The organism is Paenibacillus sp. FSL P2-0089, from assembly GCF_038595095.1.
Lineage (GTDB): Bacteria > Bacillota > Bacilli > Paenibacillales > Paenibacillaceae > Paenibacillus_AQ > Paenibacillus_AQ silagei.
The window spans coordinates 1,834,800-1,853,668 of the sequence record NZ_CP152006.1; the positions used below are offsets into that span (position 1 = coordinate 1,834,800).

Below are 18,869 nucleotides of genomic sequence, written 5' to 3' on the forward strand. Positions count from 1 at the left end.
GGGGGAAGAAGAATGAAGAAACAAGGAAAGCTGCTGATTATCGGCTTCGGCCCCGGAGCGCTGGAACATATTACCGGCCGCGCACTGGCTGCGCTGGATGAGAGTGAGGCGGTCATCGGCTATACCACTTATGTAGATCTGATCAGGCCGCTGCTGCGGCACCAGGAGATTGTCGGCACGGGGATGACTGAAGAAGTCAGCCGGGCCCAGGAGGCCGTCCGCAGAGCTGAAGAAGGGCAGAGCATTGCGGTAATCTCCAGCGGTGATGCCGGTGTCTACGGAATGGCCGGGCTGGTCTACGAGGTGCTGATCGAACGTGGCTGGAGCCGCTCAGAGGGGGTGCAGGTGGAGGTGATCCCGGGAATATCGGCGATCCAGTCCTGTTCTTCGCTGCTTGGGGCGCCGATTATGCATGATTCCTGCACGATCAGCCTGAGCGATCATCTTACGCCCTGGGAGAGCATCGCTGCGCGTGTGGAAGCGGCGGGGGCGGCAGATTTCGTCATTGCGTTCTATAATCCGCGCAGCGGCAGACGGACGCGCCAGATTGAAGAAGCGCGCACTATTCTGCTGCGTTATCGTGATCCGGCTACACCGGTAGGCATTGTCAAAAGCGCCTACCGTGACCGCCAGCAGACGGTCGTAACAACGCTGCAGGATATGCTGGAGCATGAGATCGGCATGCTCTCAACCGTGGTGGTCGGCAACTCTGCTACCGTTGTCTATGAGGATCTTATGATTACGCCGCGCGGATATGAACGCAAGTACAGTCTCGGGGCACAGATGCAGACGCTGAAGCCGCACGAGCGGCTGCGCACAGCCGCAGAACCGTGGTCGCTGGCTGCGGCGGAGTCTGGGCAGGCAGAGGGGGCAGCTGGAGCCGGAGCGGCCAAAACTGTGGATGCTGGGAGAGCAGCAGAGACTGGGCAGAGGGATGCAGCAGATGTTGGAAGCGAGACCGAGCCGGGACAGGTGAAAAGTGCAGAAGCATCAGGTTCGGTTCGGATGGAATGGGCGCTGGGCTGTGGCGAAGCGGAATCAGGACAGACGGAAGAGGCTGCTGCGCAGAGCCTGGCTGCTGCTCCGCAGGTGGAGCGGCTGCGGAGCTTGTCCGGTCGCCTGAAGGCATCCACCGATTCTTCCTTCGAGCTGGAGATTGCTCCCGCAACCGGCAGCCGCAGCTTCAACGGTGATCAAATGAAGCTGCTGGCTGAGCTTGCAGGCAGCGACGGGCAATTGGTCTATACGAAGGACGGATATTTCCTGCTGCGCGGCAGCCGGAATGAAGAGGCAGAGGCAGGAGCAAGGCTGCTGGAGGCCGGACTGAATGTAAGTACACCTGGAGATTACGTGAAGGTGAAGACCTGCGGATTCTGTGAGCTGCGCAGAAGCGGAGCGTTAAGTGCTGCTGTCCGGCTCCACACCCTGCTGCATGGAAAGGCTGTGCCCAGAGAGCTGCACATCAGTGTAGCCGGCTGCGGGATGGCTTGCAGCTCCGCTGTGCTGGATGATATCGGACTGGTAATGTCGCGCGGCAGCTATGAGTTGTATCTCGGCGGCAAGAAGGCCGGGCGGGGTGCCCATGCAGGGATTTTGGTGCGTGAAGGGATGGACGAAGAGCAAGCGGTAGCCGCTGTAGCTGCCGCAGTTGATGAATATAGGACTCATGGCCGGGAGCAGGAGCGGTATCATGCGTTCCGGGAACGGATGGACAGCGCAACAGGGAGTGCAGCCCATACATCCGATAACGATAACAGCAAAGAAGGAGTGCAGACGATGAGAACGGTATTACTGGTGGGACACGGGAGCCGGGTTCAAGCGGGAAATGAGGAGCTGCTGGAATTCACCCGCCTGCTCGCAGCCCGTAAGCCGGAGCTGAAGGTTGAGACCTGCTTCATAGAGCTGGCCTCGCCTTCCATCGCTGGCGGAATTGCCAGATGCATTGAGGGCGGTGCGGCGGAGATATACGTAGTGCCGATTATTTTGTTCGCGGCGGGGCATTCCAAGCTCGATATTCCAATGGCCATTGACGAAGCCAAGCAGAGATATCCCGGGGTGAAGTTCATCTACGGGCGTCCGCTGGGGGTGCAGGACCGTGCCGTCGATATTCTGCTGGAGCGGATTCAGGAAGCAGAACGACTTCCACTCCCGCCGGTGAAGGCGGCTGGCGGAATGGACCTGGACCTGCGCGGGAACGGTGCATCCACGATTGAGGATAAGGACACCATCGTACTGCTGATGGGACGCGGGGGCAGTGACCCGGATGCTAACAGCGATCTGTATAAAATAAGCCGGCTGCTCTGGGAGAGAACAGGCTACCGCAGCGTGGAAAGCTGCTTCATTGCCATCGCCAAGCCTTCGCTGCCGGACGGGCTTGAGCGCTGCCTTGCACTGGGTGCGCGCAAAATTATTGTTCTGCCGTACCTGCTGTTCACCGGAGTGCTAATGCAGCAGTTCGCAGAGAGAGTGGCGCAATTCGCAGCGGAGCATCCCGGGCTTGAAGTGGAGATCGGCGGCACACTGGGCGCACATCCGCTGCTGGTGGATATGCTGACAGAGCGGATCGAGGAGACGCTGGAAGGGCGTGCCTTTAGCAACTGCGATAACTGCAAATACCGCGATGCAGCCTCTTTGCACCATCACCATCACCATCATGGTGAGGAGGAGCACGGGGAGCATGGGCATGGACATCACGGGCATGGGCATCACAGTCATGAGGGACATGGAAACGGGCACCATGAGCATGGAGATGTTGGGCATGGAAACGGGCACCACTGCCATGGGAAGCATGGGCATCACGAGTGTGCGCATCACAGGCATGATGAACATGGGCACACGCATCACGCGCATGAGCATCACTGCCATGGGCGGCATGATGTAACGGAGGCGGCGGCTCCGGCAGACGATCTGGCGCTTCGCCAGCCGCGATGATCTTCATGTTATGCGGCACCAGCGACGCCCGCGAGCTGGCTCAGAGCCTCCTGCGCCAAGGCCTGCCGCTGCAGGCCAGCGTGGTAACGCCCAGCGGGGCAGAACGCCTTATGGCCGCAGGCATCCGCACCCGCGTCGGCAGACTGGACCGCGAGGCGATGATCGCTTTGCTGCAGGCGGGCGGGTACCGTGCCGTGGTGGACGGCAGCCATCCTTTTGCGCTGGAGGCCCATGCTAATGCAATGGAAGCTGCTGCTGCGCTGGGATTGCCTTACTTCCGCTACGAGCGGCAGAGCCTTATCTATAACAGCCATCCCCGGCTGTTGCTAGTGCATTCTTATGAAGAGGCTGCGCGCAAGGCTAGGGAGCTGAAGGGCTCTGTGATGCTGACTACCGGCGGCAAAACGCTGGAGATTTTTGCGGAGGAGCTGCTGGGAGATCCGGATATCCGGCTGACCGTAAGGCTGCTGCCTTGTCTGGAGAATCTGGAGAAGTGTCTGACCCTTGGGATTGAGCAGCGGAATATTATTGCGCTTCAGGGCCCTTTTAGCAGAGAGATGAATGAGGCCTTATACCGGCAGTACGGCACCCGGGTGATGATTACCAAGGAGAGCGGGGCCGAGGGCTCGGTGGATGAGAAGCTGCATGCCGCGCTGGATATGGGGTTATATGTGATTTTGATTATGCGGCCGGGGCTGTCCTTCGGGGATGGCGGAACGGTGTTTGATTCTTTTGACGAGATTACGGCTGCTGTGAAGAATGCGCTGCTAATGACGAGGGAAGAGGGATGAATGTGGATTTCGGGACAGAGTTCAAGCCGGTGACCGTACAGCCGCAGGAGATAGAGGGTCTAAGCTTTCAGATAATTACGGAGGAGCTGGGTGAACATTCGTTTAGTGCATTGGAGTACCCGATTGTACAGCGGATTATTCATGCTTCGGCTGATTTTGAGCTGGGGCGCAGCCTGGTGTTCCATCCCGGGGCGATTGAGGCGGGGATTCACGCCATTCTGCAGGGCAAGCCGATTATAGCGGATGTGCGGATGGTGGAGGCGGGCATTGCCAAGGAGCGGATTCAGCGGTACGGCGGCGAGGTCCGGGTACATATTTCAGATCCTGATGTGGTGGACGAGGCGAAGGCGCTGGGAACCACAAGGGCGATTATCGCAACGCGCAAGGCCTGCGCACAGGCACCGGGGGGAATCTATGTCATCGGCAACGCGCCGACTGCCCTGCTGGAGCTGATCCGTCTGGTAAAAGCAGGCGCCGCCCAGCCCGGACTTGTCATCGGCATGCCCGTTGGCTTCGTCTCTGCGGCGGAATCCAAGGATGAGCTGCGCAAGCTGGATATTCCCTACATCACCAATATCGGCCGCAAAGGGGGCAGTACAATCGTGGTCGCCGCAGTGAACGCACTAAGTCTGCTGGCCGTCCGCCGGGCGGCGGGTGAGCTGGGATAGCTTGATCAGAGAATCAGATCGCTGAAGCGTAGGGCTGGTGAGTTGTCATATCCCGATTAAGGTGCAAGTGGTATGCTTAATCGCACTCTGTACAACTAAATGCTCTGATGTACGAGTGAATAGCCATTTAGCTGTAAAACGTGCAATTAAACTTTTCTATAATCGGTGTTCTCCTTCATTTGGGCAGATATAGTTGTACAGATTACAGTTAGATGAGGAAATCCTCCCTTTTTGCGGGTTTTAAATGTACAGAATACAACTATCTCAAATTATGTACTTCTTTAGTTCTAATAGTATTCTTTACAACAGAATTCGTGATTTTATAGTTGAAATCTGGTTCTACTGTAGTTTATACACTTGATTTGTGGATAATAGCTCCAAAACACCTCCCCCGCCAAATTCTAATGTACAAAATGCAGCAGACTTACTTTTTTGGCGGATTTGGGGTTCAACTAATGTACAAAGTGCAATGGATCCAGAATTTGTATAAAAATCTCCTGATTTGCTTAGAAGCAGCAGTATAATCAGGTTATATAGAGAGTAAGACAGGTTACCTGCCCAGGGCGAACGCTCAGAGGATAGGCTTCAGCGATGTGCAGATTGTTCAGTTTGTGAGGATTCATTCTTAGACCATCAGCAAAGAGGGAGTGCCATGACCAAGGAAATACCCGGTCACGCCGTCAGGCAGAACCGGGGCCAAGAAAGCGGGGAGGCAGGGGCGGGGCAAGCAGAGCGGGTAGAGCAAGCAGCCGGACCTGAATTCGATCAGGGATCTGAGCAGTTGGAGCAAGTAGGCGGCCCCGAATCCGCAGAAGCAGTTGAACGGCTGGAGCAAGCCAGCAGCCCCGAGATCGGGCAGACGGCCGAGCATGTACGCCAGGCTATCGAACCCGGATTGCCCCGATTTGATCAGGCAACTGAGCAACCGGAGCAAGCCAGCTGCCCCGAGTTCAAGCCAGCGGCTGAGCAGGTACAGCAGGCTGTAAAACCTGGATTGCCCGCTCCCGAATCCGCAGGTGAAACGCCAGCTCCCCCGCTGCGCAGGGGCTACACGACAGGGGCCTGTGCCGCAGCGGCAGCCGCAGGTGCGGCCACCCTGCTCATTACAGGGGAGAGCCTGCCTGCGGTAGAGATTGATCTGCCGGCCGGGTTCCGTCATGCCTTTGAGCTGACTGGCTGGCAGCGTACAGGAACACACACGGCAAGCTGTGCCACAGTGAAGGATGCCGGAGACGACCCGGATGCGACACATCTGGCGTGGATCGAGGCGGCGGTGAGCTGGCGGGATCAGCCCGGCGTGGAGATTGACGGGGGCCGCGGTGTTGGCCGGGTGACGAAGCCGGGGCTGCCGGTGGGCGTCGGAGAGGCGGCGATTAATCCGGTGCCCCGGAGGATGATTCAGGAGGCGGTATCCGCCGTACTGGAGGAGCACGGTGCAGTGCGGGGCCTGAGGGTAGTCATCAGCGTGCCGGAGGGCGAGAGCATCGCCATGAAGACGCTGAATCCCCGGCTGGGTATTCTGGGCGGCATTTCGATCCTGGGCACACGGGGCGTGGTGACCCCGTTCTCCACCGAAGCCTATAAGGCGAGTGTGGTTCAGGCCATCTCGGTGGCGGCTGCGGCGGGGAACCGGCAGATCGTGCTGACCACAGGCGGCAGCAGCGAGAAATACGCCATCGCGATGTTCGCAGAGCTTCCGGAGGAAGCTTTTATACAGATGGGGGAATATGTGGGCTTCTCACTGGAGCATGCCAAGGCATACGGAATTCGCAAGGTTACCTTCGTCGGGATGGCCGGCAAATTCTCCAAGGTGGCTCAGGGGGCCATGCTGATTCACTCTAAGAACGCGCCCGTCGATTTCGGATTTCTGGCAGCCGTTGCGGCAGGTGCGGGAGCGTCCCCGGAGCAGGTGCAGGAGATTGCTGCCGCCAACACAGCCTCACAGGTCGTGGATATGATGACTGAGGCGGGGAATTACACTTTTTTCGAGCAGCTGTGCAGGCATGCCTGTGAACAGAGTCTGGCGCATATGAACGGAGGCATGATTGTGGAAATGGTGCTTATCACAATGAAGGGCAGGGTGCTAGGAAGGGCGGAAATTCATGGATAACCTGATTTATGTAATCGGGATCGGTGAGGATGGCGCCGGCGGCCTGACCCCGGATAGCTTAAGCATAGTGAACAACAGCGAGGTGCTGCTGGGCGGCGAGCGGCAATTGAATTTTTTCGGCAGATACAGAGGGGAGAAAATCGTGCTGCAAGGCGGGCTGAAGCCTTTTACAGACAAGCTGGAGGAGGTGTGGCGTGAGCGGCGGACGGTGGTGCTGGCCTCGGGGGACCCGTTCTTTTTTGGGATTGCGGGTTATCTGGTCCGCAGGTTCGGACCGGAGCATGTGGAGGTGATCCCCCATTATAGCAGTGTGCAGCTTGCGTTCGCGCGGCTCGGGGACAGCTGGCAGGATGCTGAGCTGATCAGTCTGCATGGGCGTCCCATTCAGGGACTGGCCCAGCGGATCGACGGCAGGCACAAAATCGCCCTGCTGACAGACGAGAACAACACCCCTGCGGTCATTGCCGCTTACTTGCAGGAGTTCGGGATGGTGGAATATGAGGCGTTTGTCTGCGAACGTCTTGGCGGGGCGGAGGAAGTCTGCCGGTTCTGGACGCTGGAGGAGATGGTAACCAGGGAGTTCGCGGCGCTTAATGTCGTGATCCTGCGCCGTAAGCAGGAGGTCTCCGCTCCCGTGCGGCGCGGGTTCGCTTATCCCGACGGGGAGTTCCGGCAGCGTAAGCCGGAGAAAGGCCTGATTACGAAGCGCGAGGTCCGCGCTCTAGTGCTGTCGGAGCTGAACCTGTCCGAGGATGCAGTCGTGTGGGATATCGGCTCCGGCTCGGGTGCGGTGGCTGCGGAATGTGCGCGGATCGCCAGACTCGGGAGGGTCTACGCTCTGGAGAAAAGTGCGGAGAACCTGCCGAATATGGCAGCGAACCGTCTGAAGTTCCGGGCGGATTTCGAAATCATTCAGGCGAAGGCGCCGCAGGGCTTAGCGGCTCTACCTGACCCGGATGCCGTCTTCATCGGCGGGAGCGGCGGTGAGCTGGCGGCCATTATTGAACATAGCGCTGCGAGGCTTCAGCCCGGCGGACGGATTGTGGTTGGGGCGATTACGGTGGAGACCCTGCATGGCAGCATGGAGGCGCTTAAGGCCGCAGGACTGGCCTGCGAGGTGACGATGCTTCAGGCGTCGCGCGGCAAGCCGATTCTCGGCATGACCCGGTTCGACGGAATGAATCCCGTCTATGTGGTCAGCGGCCGGAGGCTTCATTAATCATCAGACAATAACGAAGGAGGAACCCGCAATGAAGACCGATGTAACTGAGCCGCGTGAGCAGGCTGCGGAGGGACAGGAAATATCGTCAGGAGAAGCTGCAGGGACGCTGTGGACAGAAGCAGCGATACAGGCGGCCAGTGCGTTATTTGACCCGCTGGATGCAGAAGAGCTGGAGCTGGAGGAAAGACTGACTCCCCGGGCGCTCGGAACGTTATACGGCATAGGCGTTGGCCCCGGCGACCCGGAGCTGATTACGCTTAAGGCTTGCCGTCTGCTGCGGGAATGTCCGGTGATTGCTTATCCGGCTACCAAGAAGGGCGGCAATTCCTACGCCTATGAAATCATTGAGCTGCATGTAGACCCGCAGGACAAAATCATGCTCGGACTGGTCTTTCCGATGACGAAGGACCCGGAGCTGCTGGCTGGCGGCTGGACCCGCACGGTAGAGCTATGCTGGGGAGAGCTGAGACAGGGGCGGGATGTGGCTTTTGTGACGGAAGGCGATCCTAATCTCTACAGTACCTTCATTCATCTGGCCCGGCTGATGCAGGAGCTGCACCCCGGTGTGCCGGTCGTCTCGGTTCCGGGAATATCCTCGGTGCTGGGCGCGGCGGCTGCGCTGGAGCAGCCCCTGGCAGACGGCAATCAGCGGGTGGGGATCATCCCGGCTACGGACGACAGGGAGGCGCTTCGGGAAGCGCTGCTGCATCATGATACGGTGGTGTTCCTTAAGGTGGCCAAGGTGCTGGATGTGGTGCTGGATGTGCTGGATGAGCTGGGCTTGTCCGGCCGCGCCTCGGTGGTAACCAAGGTCACCTCCCCCTATGAGACTGTCTGGCGCGATGCACGGGACCTGCGGGGCAAGGAAGTGGAGTACCTGAGTCTGATGGTGGTGAGCAAATGACTGAGCTTGCGTCGAAGGTATACATTGTAGGTGCCGGACCGGGCGACCCGGAGCTGATCACTGTAAAAGGCAGCCGAATCTTGCGCTCCGCTGATCTGGTGCTGTATGCGGATTCGCTGGTCAGCGAGGAGCTGATCCGCAGCGCTAAGCCCGGTGCGCAGGTGCTTCAGAGCTCGGGCATGGATCTGGAGCAGCAGGTGGAGCTGATGACGCTTGCCGTGCAGTCCGGTAAAAGCGTAGCCCGTGTCCACACCGGAGACCCCGCCATGTACGGCGCGATTCTGGAGCAGATGTCGCTGCTGAAGCTACGCGGCGTCGCTTACGAGATTGTACCGGGCGTTAGCTCGGTTTTTGCCTCTGCGGCGGCGGTTGGCGCAGAGCTGACCGTGCCGGAGCTGACGCAGACGGTCATTCTGACCCGTGCGGAAGGGCGCACACCCGTGCCGGAGCGCGAGCAGCTGCGCAAGCTGGCGGAGCATCACTGCACGGTGGCGCTGTTTCTGAGTGCATCACTGGCCGGTCATGTGAGCAGTGAATTCCTGGCCGCAGGCTGGAGCCCGGAGACCCCGGTGGCAGTCGTGAAGCGGGCCACTTGGCCGGATCAGCAGATTCTGCGGACCACGGTTGAGAAGCTGGAGGCGGACCTGCAAGGTGCCGGCATCACCATGCATGCCATGATCCTGGCCGGCTGGGCGCTGGACCCCGGGCTGACGGACCGCGATCAGCACCGCTCCAAGCTGTATGACAAGACCTTCACCCACGGCTGCCGGGAAGGAATCGGCTCCGGTGAGTAAGCGGTATGCGGCTGTTGCGATTACGCGCAGCGGGATAGAGCAGGCTGTGAAGCTTGGCGGGAGGCTTGGCGGGACTGAGGTCTTTGTCTATGCCAAGTATAGCGGAGAGCTGGAGGCGCGGAGCGGGGAGATCACTGTTTTTGACGGACCGGTCAGAGGGGTGCTGCCTGGGCTCTTCGGGAGCTATGAGGCGGTCATTCTGTTCTTCTCACTGGGGGCGGCTGTCCGGCTGACGGCTCCGCTGCTGCGGGATAAAAGAACCGATCCTGCCGTCATCGTCATCGATGAGCGCGGGGAGCATGTCATCAGCATGCTCTCCGGCCATCTTGGCGGAGCGAATAGGCTGACACTGGAGATTGCGGAGCTGCTGGGCAGCCATCCGGTGATCACCACGGCTTCGGATGTGCAGGGTACCTTCGCTGTCGATCTGCTGGGCCGGGAGTACGGCTGGCGTGCCGACAGCTTCACCTCCATGAAGGGGGTTAGTGCTGCGCTCGTTAACGGGGAGCCGGTAGCCTTTGTGCAGGAGAGCGGGGAACGTGACTGGCTGCCGCCGGGTGCTGAGGTGCCGGAGCATGTCTCTATGTTCGCAAGCAGAGCTGAGCTTCGGCATAGCGGACGCAGCTTCAGCGCAGCGATTGTGGTAAGCGACCGGGTGACGGAGGAACCAGAGGAGGACGCACCGGCAGATACTACTCTGGCCGAGTACACTGTAGTGTATCGCCCGCGCAGTCTGGTGCTTGGACTCGGCTGCAACCGCGGGACGTCTGCGGATGAGCTGGAAGCGGTGGTTCTTCACACTCTGCACGAGCTTAATTTGTCGCTCCATAGTGTGCGGAATGTGGCGACAGCCGGGATCAAGGGGGATGAAGCGGGACTCTTGGCCTTGTGCGCCAAATACAGCTGGGAGCTGGTTCTGTACACCCCGGAGCAGCTCAATACAGTAGAGCTGGACCATCCGTCTGAGGTGGTATTCAGGGCAACCGGGGCTTACGGTGTCTGTGAACCTGCTGCGCTGCTGTCTTCAGGTGCGCATTCGCTCCTGCAGCCTAAGCTCAAGAGCGGCAATGTGACCATCGCCGTAGCCCGGATTGTCTATCCCGGAGAGAAGGAGGGGAAGAGCGGTGAATGAGCTGAGGAATGCAGCCAGATATGAAAAAAAGCCTGGATCAGCCCCCCGTGAGCCGCAGGCGCATCCCCGCCTGGTCATCGCAGGCACAGGCAGCGGCTCGGGCAAAACAACCGTCACACTGGGGCTGATGCGCGCTTTTGCCCGGCGGGGCCTGAAGGTTCAGGGCTTCAAATGCGGCCCTGACTATATCGATCCCGCCTATCACACTGCGGTCACAGGCCATCCCTCGCGCAACCTGGACTCCTGGATGACTTCAAGCGACTATCTGCAGGAGTATTTCCTGCAGGCCTCGGCGGATGCTGACCTGTCCGTCATTGAGGGCGTGATGGGGTTGTATGACGGCAAGGAAGACACAGCACTGACCGGATCCACGGCGGAGATCGCCATCCTGACCGCCAGCCCTGTGCTGCTGGTGGTCGATGTCCGCAGCATGGGGCGCAGTGCCGCGGCGATAGTGCTGGGCTTCCGGCAGCTGGAGCCGCAGGTGCAGATTGCCGCCGTTCTGGTGAACCGCTGCGGCAGCGAGGGTCACTACCGGTTAGTTAAGGCTGCCATTGAAGCAGCCTGCGGGATTCCCGTGATTGGCTGGCTCCCCCGCGACAGCGGGCTGGACATCCCGGAGCGGCATCTGGGCCTGCTGCCCGCTGTGGAGCGAGGGGAGCTTGCGCCCTTGTTCGAGCGTGCCGCCGACATGCTGGAGCAAGGCACGGATCTGGAACGGCTGCTGGAGCTTGCGGCTGCCGCTCCTGCTGTGCAGGGGCAGCCTGTGTCGCCGGAGCAAGAAGCCTTGCTTGCCTGCATGCAGATGCCGGACCAGCAAGTTCGCTCTCTTACATATGCGGCTGAACTTTGTAACCCCGCTGCTCAGATACATAAGACACAGGCAGGCCCGGCGGGGCCTGGCCCGCTCATTGCCGTAGCCCGGGATGCGGCGTTCAATTTCTATTACGCCGATAATCTGGAGCTGCTTGCACGTGAAGGTGCTAAGCTGGTGTACTTCAGCCCGCTCAGCGGTGAAGGCATTCCGCCGGAAGCTGACGGCATCTATCTCGGCGGCGGCTTCCCGGAAGAATTCGCGGCGGTGATTGCCGCGAACCAGCTATTCCTCGACGGCCTGAGATCTGCCGCAGACGCTGGAATGCCACTGTATGCGGAGTGCGGCGGCTATATGGTGCTGGCCCGCAGTCTGACCGACCGCACCGGCACGGTGCATGAGATGGCCGGGATCATTCCGGCGCATACCGTGATGCAGGAACGCCGGGCGGCACTCGGGTATCGTGAAGTTACGGCACTTCACGACTGTCTGCTGCTGAAGCAGGGCGAGCGTCTGCGCGGCCATGAATTTCATTACTCCGTCATGAGCTATCCTGACGGGGAAGCCCGGACCTATGCCTATGAGAGTAAGGGCAGAGGGGGGAGCCAGCCTGAAGGCTACATCGGAGGAAGCATCATGGCTGCTTATGCTCATATCCATCTGGCCTCCCATCTTCCGGCAGCAGCCCGGCTTGTAGCAGCCTGCCGGGCCTATCGTGACCGCAAACAGGCTGTGCAGCAGCATGTTCCCGGCTCCCGCAACCAACAAGTGGAATAACGTATCTTAAATTATTAATTCTAACGAAATGTGTGGCGATAAGTGGAAAAACAACATCTATTCATGTTACTTTTAGCTACTTGGGCTAAAATGGGCAACATTAAGTGTTGTTTTTCCAACTGTTGTTCTAGCATCGGCTATTCGTTCATTAGCAAGTGTAGAAAATCCAACTACCCCCGTCCCGTTCAATGCGGCCTAAGCCTCATCAGCAAATCACTTATTCATACTGTATGTCAACCGCTTGTCATACGTATATTTGATACGTATAATAGGACAAGAGAACGCTTCATTAATGCGCTCGGACTGGTCAACCGGCTAGTTCCAGCGCAGGAAACTATCATTGTATTTATCGTATCTCAGGAGTCTATTGAAATTATCAGAAGCAACAGCATATGGATGCATCAGGAGAAGGGGGAACGCTGCAGTGAAATTGTTGGGAGCGATTGAAGCAGGGGGAACGAAGTTTGTATGCGGTATCGGGAATGAGGACGGGACGATTATCGACCGGGTGAGCTTTCCGACGGCTACTCCTCAGGAGACTATGGGCCAGGTAATGGATTATTTCAGCGGAAAATCAGTGGAGGCTATCGGGATCGGTTCATTCGGACCGATTGACCCTGTTATCGGCAGCCCCACCTATGGATATATTACAACCACACCGAAGCCGCATTGGGGCGGGTATAATCTGGTTGGAGCCGTTGAGGAGCAATTCCGGGTTCCGATCGGCTTTGATACAGATGTGAACGGCGCAGCGCTGGGCGAGTACACCTGGGGAGCAGCGCAAGGGCTGGACAGTTGTCTCTATATCACGGTGGGCACCGGGATTGGTGCCGGTGCTGTGGTAGGCGGGAAGCTCGTTCACGGGCTGTCCCACCCCGAGATGGGCCATATCCTGGTCCGTCGTCATCCTGAGGACCACTACGAAGGCTTTTGCCCTTATCACGGCGATTGCCTGGAGGGTCTGGCGGCGGGGCCGGCCATCGGCAAGCGCTGGGGTAAGCCCGCGGGCGAGCTGCCTGCGGATCATCCGGCCTGGGCGATGGAGGCCCACTATCTGGCTCATGCGCTTATGAACTATGTGCTGATCCTCTCGCCGCAGAAGATCGTAATGGGCGGCGGTGTGATGAAGCAGAGCCAGCTCTTCCCGCTGATCCATGCCAAGCTGCAGGAGCTGCTCGGCGGATATGTGCAGCATCCGGCGCTCAATGAAGAGATTGGCAGCTATATTGTGCCTCCGCAGCTTGGAGATAACGCTGGTCTGTCTGGCGCACTGGGTCTGGCCAAGCTGGCTTTAGACCGCAAGTAGGATATTTTGTCAAAAAGAGATTGACTGTTACGTAATATATGGTATTCTAGGTTTTAACAGTATAGCATTTAAGAGGAAGCACCTCTTTCACGAATGTCGTGGGAGAGGTGCTTTTTTTTGCGTTCAGAGCGCTCATGCGTACTGTAAGACGAAGAAAGAAGGGATTCATATGCAGATCGTATTTATGAACCGTTTGTGCAGAAGATCAGGAGTGGACGAAGAGAATTTTGCCCAGCTGTGGATTGGAGAGGAAGAGGGTCAGTGGCGTCTTGGCTGGCGTGATTTCTCCGGCGAAGAGGAGACGGGCGACAGCCTGTGGTATGAAGGCGGATCGTGGAATGAGATGCTGTGTGTATACCGGCACGAGCTTGCCGTCAAGATGGGAGATGGCTACCGCCCGCTGATTGACGGGGTATTTCATGATGACGATAACCTCAGCAGCCGCAGCCAGGAGCAGCTTAAGCTGCAGTATTACAGTGAGCAATACGGGAATGAAGCCATCTTCGAGGAGCTGTGCTCCTGGCGCAGAGGGAAGGCCTCCAGTGAGCGGAAGGCGCCTTATATCCTGGCCAGCAACCGACTGCTGCGCATGATCAGCGCATTTCTTCCCCGCACGGAGGAGGAGCTGCTGCAGCTCCCGGGTGTGGGTGAAGGCAAAGTCTCACAGTATGGTGCAGACTGGCTTAGCATCACCGCGGCGGCTGAGCGTGAGCATGATTTTCCGCTAAGCTGGGTGAATCATGCCATAGACGAAGAGAGCTTCGTATCCTGGCACTATAAGCAGAAGGAGCTTAAGTACAAGAAGCAGCTGGAGCGGCTGAGACTGCGGCGCGTTCTATTACAGGGGATTGAAGAGGGACAGGGGATGGAGCAGCTCAGAGTGCTTAGCGGAGTTTCCCGCCGTGAAGTGCTTGAAGTGGTAGAGGAGCTGGAGAAGGACGGCTACTCGGCCGAGAAGCTTATTGCCCTGGAGCTGAGCGAGGTGAGCCCCGAAGAACAGAACAATATTTGGACAGCCTATGAACTGATCGGCGACAACTTCCTGAAGCCTGTCCTCTACAAAGCCTACGGCGACAACTTCGTACCTGCTGACGGACTTGATCTGTATTACGAACGCCTGCGGCTGATCCGCATCCGCTTCCGGCGGGAGCATCCGGCGGCGTTAGGGATAGTTACCCCTCAATAATTATTGAGTCTGTCGGCCTGCATCGGCCCCAATCTGCGGTCCTGATGAACAGAACTCCTGATGGGCGTAGACGCATTACATACTGGTGACATACCAAAAAGACGAAGGCTCTCCGAGTCCCGGTAGCCGGGTATACGGTGCCTTCGTCCTTCGTATTCGTCCGCTCTGCTTCATAGCCACTCCTTCTTACGGAAGATAATTAGCATTCCGCAGCCTAGCGTCACCATAACGGCAATGACGCCATAGTAGCCGTACTCGGTGTGGATCTCCGGGATATTGTCAAAGTTCATGCCGTAGATTCCGGTAATCACGGTCAGCGGCATGAATATGGTAGTAATTGCTGTAAATACACGCATGATTTCATTGGCTCGGTTCGCAATACTGGACTGATAAGCTTCGCGCAAGTTGCCCATGAGATCGCGGTATGTTTCGAAGGTCTCAGAGATCTTGACCGCATTCTCATAAATATCGCTGAAATACTTCTGCAGCTGATCGTCGATTAGGCGAAGATCCTTCTTGTTGAGTGTGTTGATAACTTCCTTCTGCGGGCCGAGCATCTTCTTCAGCCAGAGAATCTCACTGCGCAGACCGATGATCTCGCTCAGATGCGATTTCTTGGTATGCATGAGGATGTCTTCCTCCAGCTTCTCGATCCGTGCTTCAATCCGGTCACCGACCGAGAAGAAGTTGTCGACAACGAGGTCAATCAGCAGATACAGGAAGCGGTCAGGCGTACTGACCTCCTGCTCCCATAGTACGGGCTTCAGGACACGCAGCTCATGGATCTTCTGCTTCGTAACGGTAATAATGAAATGTCTGCCAAGGAATACGTTAAGCGCACGCAGGAAGATTTCCTCATCATCGAACCGGATGCTGTTCACCACGATGAAGTAATGACTCTCATAAATCTCCAGCTTCGGACGCTGATCCTCTTCACTTAGACAGTCTTCCACAGCCAGATCATGCAGGCCGTATATAGGCTGAAGCTCTACAAGGTCCTCCACATCCGCATCAATCCAGTAGAACCCCTCGGCAGGGGCGGTTAAAGTTTCTTCAATATTGTCAATAGGCGTAAAAACCCCTGCATTCACCAGCCGGATTTTCATCTGATTCACTCCTTATGTCCCTGGTCTTCTCCAGGGGTATGCTAATTTCAGCACACGGAAAAAATCAGCTTGGCCGGTGGTACAATCATGGACGAAGGCCAAAAGACGGTCCGAGAGCATGAAGAAAAAGGGCTCCCGCCGCCGGCAAGCTGATGTTAATCCTGTGTGGTTGTTCATTCTGCACGCTTATTCGCGAGCCCGGGTCGCCTTCCATTGTTCTCTCACCTCTTCTTTTCGCCGTTTTTTTTGAAATATAAGAATGTATAGGTTTCACACGATACCTTATCCTTATATTTCTCGCTGAAACGGTACCGTCCTTTAAAGGGACGGCAAAGCCGTTTCCACTTGGTTGAAACACTTGTCTAGTATAACGCCGGGATATGGCTCTTACAAGAGAAATTGTTTTCTGTTATAAGGCCCCTTCAGCATTGTATGGACTTGACGAAAAGGAGGTTCATGATTTAAAGTGAAATTTAAGAAAAAGCATCGTTCAGATGCTTAAGGTTATTCAACTGAATACAGCTAAATCTTATCAAGAGCAGGTGGAGGGACTAGCCCGATGAAACCCGGCAACCGGCGTGTGAACGCACGGTGCTAATTCTTGCGGAAGCTTTGCAGGGCGTTATTCGTCCGGCGAAAGTTCTCTGGCAGATGAGAGAGGCGCATATGACTGCATGATATGACCTTTCTCGCCCGGGAAAGGTCTTTTTTCGCTACCCTGCCTCAGGTTGAACCACCAAGTGGAACCCCATTTCAGTTAAGGAGTGAACAGCAATGCCTATCAAAATTCCCGACAGCCTGCCGGCCAAAGAAGTATTATCCGGTGAGAATATTTTTGTAATGGATGAAAGCCAGGCTTTCCATCAGGATATCCGTCCTCTCCGGATCGCCATCCTGAACCTGATGCCTACCAAAGAAACTACTGAGACCCAGCTGCTGCGCCTTATCGGGAATTCCCCGCTTCAGGTGGATGTTGTTCTGCTGCACCCCAGCTCCCATACGTCGAAGAATACTTCGGCAGAGCATTTGAAGAGCTTTTACAAAACCTTTGATGAGATCAGCCACCGCCGGTTCGACGGCTTGATTGTAACCGGCGCTCCCGTAGAACAGCTGGAGTTCGAGGATGTCAACTACTGGGAAGAGCTGAAAGTGATTTTTGAGTGGAGCAAGCACAATGTAACCTCGACCATGCACATCTGTTGGGCGGCGCAGGCAGGGCTGTATCATCACTTCGGCGTGCGCAAGGTGAGTCTGCCGGACAAATGCTTTGGAGTGTTTCCGCATACAATGAGCCATAATAATGTCAAGCTGCTGCGCGGCTTCGATGAAGTGTTCCATGTTCCGCATTCCCGCCATACCGACGTCTCCCGTGAAGATATTGAGCAGAACCCGGAGCTGCAGATTCTGGCAGAATCCGAGGAAGCCGGGGTGTACCTGGTGGCTACGCATGACGGGAAGCAGATTTTTGTCACCGGACATTCGGAGTATGATCCCTTCTCCTTGAAATGGGAGTATGACCGGGATATCGCCAAGGGGCTGGAGGTTGCCCTGCCGAAGCACTATTATCCCAAGGATGATCCGACACGCACACCGCCGGCAGTCTGGCGCGCCCATGCTAACTTATTATTCGCTAATTGGCTCAATTACTATGTATACCAGGAGACTCCTTACGATATCGGGGCATTTATCTAAGAGGTTGACTTATTCTTAATAGAAGTAATTAATCAGGAGGCAATGGAGATGGATGAGAAACTGAGAATTGAGAGCAGACTGGCACAGATTGGTTCAATGGAGGACCCCGCCACCGGGGCCATTAATTACCCGATTTATCATGCGACGGCCTTCCGTCACCCGCGGCTTGGACAGAGTACAGGCTTTGACTACATCCGCACCAAAAATCCTACCCGCTCTGTCCTAGAAGAAGCGGCAGCGGCCCTGGAATCAGGGGATGCCGGCTTCGCCTGTGCCTCCGGTATGGCTGCACTGACTACAGTGTTCACCTTGTTTGGACAAGGGGACCATCTCATTGTATCGCTGGACTTGTACGGCGGTACTTACCGGCTGCTGGAACGGATTCTCTCCAAATACGGCATCAGCGCCTCCTATGTAGATACGAATGATCTGGATGGCCTGGAAGCGGCCCGCCAGCCGGGCACGAAGGCTGTATTCATTGAGACACCGACCAATCCGCTGATGATGATTACGGATGTCGAAGCCGTATGTACCTGGGCCCGCCGTCACGGGCTACTCACGATTGTGGACAATACGCTGCTGACCCCGTTCTTCCAGCGCCCGCTGGAGCTTGGCGCAGATATCGTGGTTCACAGTGCGACTAAGTATCTGGGCGGGCATAACGATGTGCTGGCGGGGCTGATTGTGACCAAGGGTGCAGAATTGTCGGCTGAAATGGCTGTCCTGCATAACTCCTTGGGAGCCGTGCTCGCGCCGAATGACAGCTACCAGCTGATGAAGGGCATGAAGACCCTCGCCCTGCGTATGGAGCGGCATGAGAGCAACGCCCTGGCTATTGCCCGTTATCTGCAGGAGCATCCGGCGATTGCCGAGGTCTTCCACCCGGGCCTGCCGGACCATCCGGGTTATGCCATTCAGAACCGCCAGTCCTCCGGCAACACCGGGATCTTCTCCTTCAAGGTAAAAGAGGCCAGCTATGTGGAGCCGTTGCTCCGCCATATCAAGCTAATTGCCTTCGCCGAGAGTCTGGGCGGTGTGGAATCGCTGATGACCTATCCGGCGATACAGACCCATGCCGATATTCCGGCTGAAATCCGCGATGCGGTCGGCGTGGATGACCGGCTGCTGCGCTTCTCTGTCGGCATAGAGCATGTAGATGATCTGATCGCCGATCTCGGGCAGGCCCTGGAGGCCGCCCGGAGCGAGCTGGAATAAGGCGATGCGCCGCCGGACCTGCCCGGCATGCGAGATTCGCAGAACGTACAAGCAGCAGTGCCTTCGGGCGCTGCTGTTTAATTTGCCTGGGACAAGGGCATTTGTTCGGTCCTGTGCAGCGAAACATTTTTCAAGAACAGCCGATTGTGATACGATGGGAGAACGGACTATTTTTATTTCAAATTGTATTTATCTCATAGACTTCATAGATGAAGAGGAGG

Annotated in this window: 14 protein-coding genes and 1 riboswitch; of the genes, 13 read left to right on the forward strand and 1 reads right to left on the reverse strand. The window is 57.1% G+C overall.

Annotation, left to right across the window (positions count from 1 at the left end; genetic code table 11):
- Positions 1-12: 12 nt before the first annotated feature.
- From cobJ to NST69_RS07455, 11 genes are all read left to right on the forward strand, one after another.
- Positions 13-2,931: a precorrin-3B C(17)-methyltransferase gene (gene cobJ / locus NST69_RS07405; protein WP_342548893.1), complete on the forward strand. Its 2,919-nt coding sequence runs from the start codon at positions 13-15 to the stop codon at positions 2,929-2,931.
- The gene (cobK, locus tag NST69_RS07410; protein ID WP_342548894.1) at positions 2,928-3,722 is read left to right on the forward strand and encodes a precorrin-6A reductase; all 795 of its coding nucleotides are present in this window, start codon (positions 2,928-2,930) and stop codon (positions 3,720-3,722) included. Before cobJ ends, cobK begins: the two co-directional genes overlap by 4 nt.
- A gap of 2 nt (positions 3,723-3,724) precedes the next feature.
- On the forward strand, positions 3,725-4,390 hold the full coding sequence (locus NST69_RS07415; protein WP_342548895.1) for a precorrin-8X methylmutase: 666 nt from the start codon (positions 3,725-3,727) through the stop codon (positions 4,388-4,390).
- Between the two features lie 994 nt (positions 4,391-5,384).
- Positions 5,385-6,500 carry a cobalt-precorrin-5B (C(1))-methyltransferase gene (locus tag NST69_RS07420; RefSeq protein WP_339257383.1) on the forward strand — a complete coding sequence of 372 codons (1,116 nt, stop codon included), beginning with the start codon at positions 5,385-5,387 and terminating at the stop codon, positions 6,498-6,500.
- Complete coding sequence (gene cbiE / locus NST69_RS07425) at positions 6,493-7,719, forward strand: precorrin-6y C5,15-methyltransferase (decarboxylating) subunit CbiE (protein WP_339254975.1); 1,227 nt, start codon at positions 6,493-6,495, stop codon at positions 7,717-7,719. Before NST69_RS07420 ends, cbiE begins: the two co-directional genes overlap by 8 nt.
- 31 nt (positions 7,720-7,750) lie before the next feature.
- Positions 7,751-8,626, forward strand: coding sequence for a precorrin-2 C(20)-methyltransferase (gene cobI / locus NST69_RS07430; RefSeq protein WP_339254976.1), 876 nt, complete (start codon positions 7,751-7,753; stop codon positions 8,624-8,626).
- Positions 8,623-9,420: a precorrin-4 C(11)-methyltransferase gene (gene cobM, locus NST69_RS07435; protein ID WP_076079758.1), complete on the forward strand. Its 798-nt coding sequence runs from the start codon at positions 8,623-8,625 to the stop codon at positions 9,418-9,420. The genes cobI and cobM overlap by 4 nt, the downstream gene beginning before the upstream one ends.
- Complete coding sequence (locus tag NST69_RS07440) at positions 9,413-10,552, forward strand: cobalamin biosynthesis protein (RefSeq protein ID WP_342548896.1); 1,140 nt, start codon at positions 9,413-9,415, stop codon at positions 10,550-10,552. The genes cobM and NST69_RS07440 overlap by 8 nt, the downstream gene beginning before the upstream one ends.
- 1 nt (position 10,553) lies before the next feature.
- On the forward strand, positions 10,554-12,143 hold the full coding sequence (locus NST69_RS07445; protein ID WP_339257385.1) for a cobyrinate a,c-diamide synthase: 1,590 nt from the start codon (positions 10,554-10,556) through the stop codon (positions 12,141-12,143).
- 424 nt (positions 12,144-12,567) lie between these two features.
- A complete protein-coding gene (locus tag NST69_RS07450) occupies positions 12,568-13,449 on the forward strand; it encodes an ROK family protein (protein WP_051477785.1) in 882 nt (293 codons plus the stop codon).
- Between the two features lie 169 nt (positions 13,450-13,618).
- Entirely contained in the window at positions 13,619-14,635 is a 1,017-nt protein-coding gene (locus tag NST69_RS07455) for an HRDC domain-containing protein (protein ID WP_342548897.1), read from the forward strand.
- A 170-nt stretch (positions 14,636-14,805) separates the two neighbouring features.
- On the opposite strand, the gene corA is transcribed toward NST69_RS07455, so the two are convergent.
- Positions 14,806-15,741, reverse strand: a complete 936-nt coding sequence (gene corA, locus NST69_RS07460) for a magnesium/cobalt transporter CorA (protein ID WP_209873045.1) — start codon at positions 15,739-15,741, stop codon at positions 14,806-14,808.
- 526 nt (positions 15,742-16,267) lie between these two features.
- Positions 16,268-16,399, forward strand: a riboswitch (SAM riboswitch).
- A gap of 116 nt (positions 16,400-16,515) precedes the next feature.
- Here corA and metA point away from each other — a divergent pair.
- Together metA and NST69_RS07470 are read left to right on the forward strand one after the other, a co-directional pair.
- Positions 16,516-17,433: a homoserine O-succinyltransferase gene (gene metA, locus NST69_RS07465; RefSeq protein WP_339254979.1), complete on the forward strand. Its 918-nt coding sequence runs from the start codon at positions 16,516-16,518 to the stop codon at positions 17,431-17,433.
- Positions 17,434-17,481: 48 nt separating this feature from the next.
- Complete coding sequence (locus NST69_RS07470) at positions 17,482-18,648, forward strand: aminotransferase class I/II-fold pyridoxal phosphate-dependent enzyme (protein WP_036722449.1); 1,167 nt, start codon at positions 17,482-17,484, stop codon at positions 18,646-18,648.
- Positions 18,649-18,869: the final 221 nt, after the last annotated feature.

Coding starts and splice junctions, on each gene's coding strand:
- cobJ (WP_342548893.1), top strand. CDS start 13: ATGAAGAAACAAGGAAAGCTGCTGATTATCGGCTTCGGCCCCGGAGCG.
- cobK (WP_342548894.1), top strand. CDS start 2,928: ATGATCTTCATGTTATGCGGCACCAGCGACGCCCGCGAGCTGGCTCAG.
- cbiE (WP_339254975.1), top strand. CDS start 6,493: ATGGATAACCTGATTTATGTAATCGGGATCGGTGAGGATGGCGCCGGC.
- cobI (WP_339254976.1), top strand. CDS start 7,751: ATGAAGACCGATGTAACTGAGCCGCGTGAGCAGGCTGCGGAGGGACAG.
- cobM (WP_076079758.1), top strand. CDS start 8,623: ATGACTGAGCTTGCGTCGAAGGTATACATTGTAGGTGCCGGACCGGGC.
- NST69_RS07455 (WP_342548897.1), top strand. CDS start 13,619: ATGCAGATCGTATTTATGAACCGTTTGTGCAGAAGATCAGGAGTGGAC.
- corA (WP_209873045.1), bottom strand. CDS start 15,741: ATGAAAATCCGGCTGGTGAATGCAGGGGTTTTTACGCCTATTGACAAT.
- metA (WP_339254979.1), top strand. CDS start 16,516: ATGCCTATCAAAATTCCCGACAGCCTGCCGGCCAAAGAAGTATTATCC.
- NST69_RS07470 (WP_036722449.1), top strand. CDS start 17,482: ATGGATGAGAAACTGAGAATTGAGAGCAGACTGGCACAGATTGGTTCA.